Annotated in this window: 4 protein-coding genes and 1 pseudogene; all 5 read right to left on the bottom strand. The window is 66.2% G+C overall.

The window, feature by feature from the left end:
* Positions 1–531, bottom strand: a pseudogene (locus tag RIN18_RS17305) (hypothetical protein); the annotation flags it as partial.
* 299 nt (positions 532–830) lie between these two features.
* Positions 831–1,970, bottom strand: coding sequence for a toll/interleukin-1 receptor domain-containing protein (locus RIN18_RS17300; RefSeq protein WP_309105220.1), 1,140 nt, complete (start codon positions 1,968–1,970; stop codon positions 831–833).
* 269 nt (positions 1,971–2,239) lie between these two features.
* Positions 2,240–3,145: a DUF4231 domain-containing protein gene (locus tag RIN18_RS17295; protein ID WP_309105219.1), complete on the bottom strand. Its 906-nt coding sequence runs from the start codon at positions 3,143–3,145 to the stop codon at positions 2,240–2,242.
* Positions 3,142–3,567, bottom strand: a complete 426-nt coding sequence (locus RIN18_RS17290) for a TIR domain-containing protein (RefSeq protein ID WP_309105218.1) — start codon at positions 3,565–3,567, stop codon at positions 3,142–3,144. The genes RIN18_RS17295 and RIN18_RS17290 overlap by 4 nt, the downstream gene beginning before the upstream one ends.
* A 31-nt stretch (positions 3,568–3,598) precedes the next feature.
* A partial coding sequence (locus RIN18_RS17285) for an HNH endonuclease signature motif containing protein (protein WP_309105217.1) occupies positions 3,599–4,422 on the bottom strand: 824 nt, incomplete at its 5' end.

The raw sequence follows: 4,422 nt of genomic DNA, 5'->3' as shown, positions 1-4,422 counted from the left end.
GGCGGCGCTCCTGGCCTGCGTGAGCGGGCCTGAGCCGACCGGTAGGTCGCCCAGCAACTTGATGTGGACGAAGCCACGGCCCCACGCGTCGGCGATGACGCTGCGCTTGATGTAGCGCCCGACCGCGAAGTGCGCGTGCAGTCCGTGGCCGCTCTTGTGCCACTCCGGCACCCACGCGTACGGCAGTGGACGCCCGCCTGCACCGACGCGCAGCTCGCGGAAGAAGTCTCCGAGATGCTCGCGCAGCAGCGCCGGATCGTGGTTGCCGTCGCCGCGATAGGTGAGCGTACCGAGCCGGTTCAGCCGGTTCGCGGCGCAGTAGCGGCGAAGGTTCGCGCGGGCGCGGCGGCCCGCTTCGGCGGCGGCCCGCTCGGGGTCGCTTGCCTCCCCGCGGGCGGCGTACTCCGGCACGGAGCGGGCGCTGCGCCGGAACGAGCCGCCGCCTTCAGCGGCGTCAGGGCAGAGCGTGAACGACCAGCCAGCGTCCGGGCGCGCCAGAGATGTTAGAGGTGAGGCAGGAGGGTGAGACACGAGTGAGAACCGTTCGGAGGCGTCGACAAAACAGACGGCCAAATCTGTTCGGTTCGTTTCGCGCAACGGGCCCAGGCCGGTTGGGTTGCGCAGCCCCCCTAGACCGGGGCCCCTCTACTCATGTCTCACTCCCACGCGTACGGAGTCTAGGAGTCGCCCTAAACGCGTGCAGTGAGCTAATGAAACCTCAGGATGCGCGATCAGCGCAAGTGCTGCCGCGGACTCGCCTGACGGCGAGCCCTTGCCACCGCTCGCCGAACGGCTCCCGAGTTACGTTGCAGATTCAAGTCAAGCCGCCGCTACGCGGCGCCATCGGAGGTCGATCCCAAGCTGGCGAGTGCCTGCCCACAATCAACCTCGGAGGCATCGATGAGAGCCGTCCACTCGCGCATGACCTCGCGTCCCTCTGCCACAAGAGTCAGGCCATGGCGCATCTCCCGCATAACGGGCCGAATCTCGCGTGAGAGGCGCTCCAACTGCGCCGCAGAGTCACCCATGCGCATAACCGCACCGAGCGCGGTCTCCGCTGAAGCCACCAGGCTTCGCAGGTCTGCGAAAAACTTGCAGAACGCCTCGCGGCTGTCTGGCTCCTTAGGGGCGCGGGCGATGATCAGGCGCACACCGCGATCCATGTCATACAGAGTCTTCGCGAAGTCCTCACCCGCGAGGCCGACAGCCGTCGCTGGTTCCTGCAGGTCTTTCGCTAGCTCGCGAGCGATGCGAAGCCGATGCGCAAACGTGTTCGTTCCCGGCGGTACTGAATTTAGTCGAGTCGTGGCGCCCTGCGTGGTTTGTCCGATCGCGACGATCTCACGATTCAGGTTGCCAGTAATTTCACCGATTCGAGGCACGGACGCTTCGAACTTCGTCATGACCTCCAGGACGCCTTCGTCATCTTCCTCGGCGAGGTCGATTGCCGCCTGCGTCGCAGCTGGTGCTTCAGCATCCCGGTTGGCATCTGCGAGTCGTTGGGCAAGCCCGTAGACGGCACGCCGGTAGTTTCCGTCGGTTCGGTCGGCGAATCGAAGGTCACGCCAGTCGGCCCATTGGAACGACTTCGCAAGCGCTATTAGATCGTTCTGAGGTTCCAGACCGTCGGTTGCAGGGATGTCCGAATAGAGGATCGGCAAGAGCAGTTCGCGGACACCCAGATCAGAGGCGTCACGCGCGAACGAATTCAGTTCGTTTCGGCAAGCGGGACTGACGAAGTATCGCGGAGTCAAGACTGGGATGAAGAACGCCACCGTGGCGAGCGCTCCATCGATGCGCGCTTGCCACCGTGCACCCCATTCGAGCGAGTCGCGGTCGAGAAAGAGCTCGACCGTCTCTCCGGTCATCATTTCGAACTGGTCGACGATGTCGCGCGCCAGCTGCGAAATGCGCCCTCCTTCGGCTCGATCGTCCTCGTGTACATAGGACCAGAAGCCGCTCAACGCCATGCGTGCACCTGACCGGTGTGCTCCGACCGGAAGACATCGGGTCAGCCTAAAAATCTGTGCCGCGACGTCGATCGGGCGATCGGCATCCCTGGTCTCGCTCCCGCAGCAGCTCGCAGCGCCGCATCGGTGGGTTCGCCGGTGAGGGCGAGGTCGCAGAGCGCGTCAACGCGTCCTGATCGATGGCGCGCGGCTCGTCGGCGCCCGCGCGGCCGCGCGATTGACGCTAGCCGGTCGCGGATGCTGTTCGCCAGCGGCTGCTCGAGTTCAGCTCAAGCCGGGCCGCTCCGCGGCCCGCTTATCCGAACGCCCCGCGATGCCCGCCATAGTGTGTGCTCACGTGAGATTGCCTCCTCGGCCTGACCCACGAACTGGGCCCACTCTGCCTCATCCTTGACCTCGTCCAATTCGTTCTTCACGCCCGACAGTTCCTGAGCGGTCACCCCATAAGCAGTCGCGAGAGTCTTGAACTGCTTGGCCTGCGTCCATGCAGTCACGGCGGCCGCGAGAGCAGCGAAGAGGCCCAAGAGGTCAACCGTCAGTGTGCCTGTGATGAGCAAGACACCGCCGACTACTCCGAGTAGCTCGAAGACGAACAGGAGCAACGTCCAGCCGTGTGCGGCCTTTCGGTTCCAGTCGGCCTTCTTGGCGTACCAGCTTCGCTGATCCTCGATCCGGCCCTCTCGATAAGCGCTACGGCGCTCCTCGAAACTTGCGCTACGAATCTCTCGCATCTTCGCAGTGACCTGGTCGGTGGTCTTCGAGGACGACGGCAAGTCGACGTCCTTCAGATCGTCGAGCAGTTCCGTCACCCGAGCCACCAACTCGCGGTTCGCGTCCGTGCCGTCCTCGAACGATTCGCCCTTCACCGCGTATCGCCACGCAAGCGTCTTGGCGGACTCCGCAGCGGCTCGACCCTCGTACCAGGCGCGATCGGGCTTTTGAACCGCGTTCCAAATTTCCGCAACCAGGGCGACCAAGAAGCCGCCCAGAGCCATCCAGCCGCCCAGGGCAACGAATCCTGTAGAGACGAACACGCTTCCACCGATGGTGCCGAGCACGAGTCCACCCAGCCGGACCCGCATCGCTAACAGGTACTGATTCTGGCCCGTTAACGAAGCGGCATCCGCTGACTCGTAGAAGGCGGGATAGCCCCCGCCGTAGAGCGGGTCGCTCAACCGATAGCTCGAACAATCGCGTCGATGTCCCAGTCGAGGACGGGAGCGCGCAGGTCAGTGAGAGCCTTGGGCGTAGGACAGGCGCGATCCGAGTAGAGCCTGACCCCGATGATCTTGTTGCCGACCTCGGCGCTCTTGCGAATCTCCCAGTCGACCCACTGGCTCGTGTAGGTGGTAGGGCCGATCAGGCAGATCGTGACCGAGGCCGCGCGGATCTTCGAAGTGATCTGGGTGCGGATGTACGCCGCGTCGGTGCTGTTGTACGGAACCTTGACCGAGTAATCGTCAAATGAAAGCAACGAGTTCTTGTTCTTCGCTTGTCCGCGGAACATGCGGACGGTGCCGAGGTCCTCCTCGACGAACGAAAGGAAGGCGTGCTTAACCATGGTGCTCCAATCAGGAAAGTGAGGTAACTCCATCATGGCGCTAAAGGCGCCGCGGTGAGAGGTCCACTTAAGAAGTAGCGAGGTTGCCGAGCTCGGTCGGGCCGCCCTCCGCCCAGGGGATGGTGTGGTCGACGTCGCAGCGCATCGCGCGCTGCGTGCATCCCGGCCATCGGCAGTGCTGGTCGCGGGCGCGCAGCAGCTTCCGCATCTGCGCCGACGGCGTGTAGGTGTCGACGGCGGTCACGTGACCCGTGAGCGGGTCGGCGAACAGCCGCGTCCAGCTCGACGCCCTCTCGGCCAGGAGCCGCGCGGTCCCCGGATCGACCGGTGCCCCGGAGGAGGAGCGCGCAACGGCTCGCTCGGCCTCGCGCCCGGCGCCCGCGCGTGCGGCACCGCCTCCCGCGGGCTCCTCGTGATCGCGCGCGTCGCCGGTCGCTCGACGGCGATGCATGCCGTGGGGCTCCGTGAGCACCGGCGCGGGCACGACGATGCTGACGTCGGCGCGGATCCCGGCGAGCGGTGCTCCGGTCGGTTCGCCCGTGAGGAGCAGGTCGCAGAGGAGGTCGGCGCGCAGCTGGTCGAAGGTGCGCGAGTCGCCGGCGGCTCCCCGGGCGTCGGCGGAGACCCGCGCGCCGCCCGCGCGGCCCGCGCGCGCGAGGATCTTCGCCATCTGCGTGAGCCGATCGAGGATGCCGAGCCCGAGCGCGGTCGGCACGTCGGCGACCAGGCGCGAGCAGCCGTCGTCGAGCTCGGTCAAGGACACACCGCGCCGCTCCCGGGCCTGCCGGTGCCGCTCCGCGAGCGGCCGATCGAGGTGACGCTCGAGCTCCCGACGGGCGAGCCGCCGGAGCCTGCCGGGGCTCGTCACGCTCGCGTGCGGCAGGAGCGCGA

The sequence above is a fragment of the Microbacterium sp. genome, from assembly GCF_031179285.1.
In the GTDB taxonomy this organism is placed as follows: domain Bacteria; phylum Actinomycetota; class Actinomycetes; order Actinomycetales; family Microbacteriaceae; genus Microbacterium.
The sequence above is the reverse complement of the archived record's forward strand: the minus strand, read 5'-3'. Positions and strand labels throughout refer to the sequence as shown.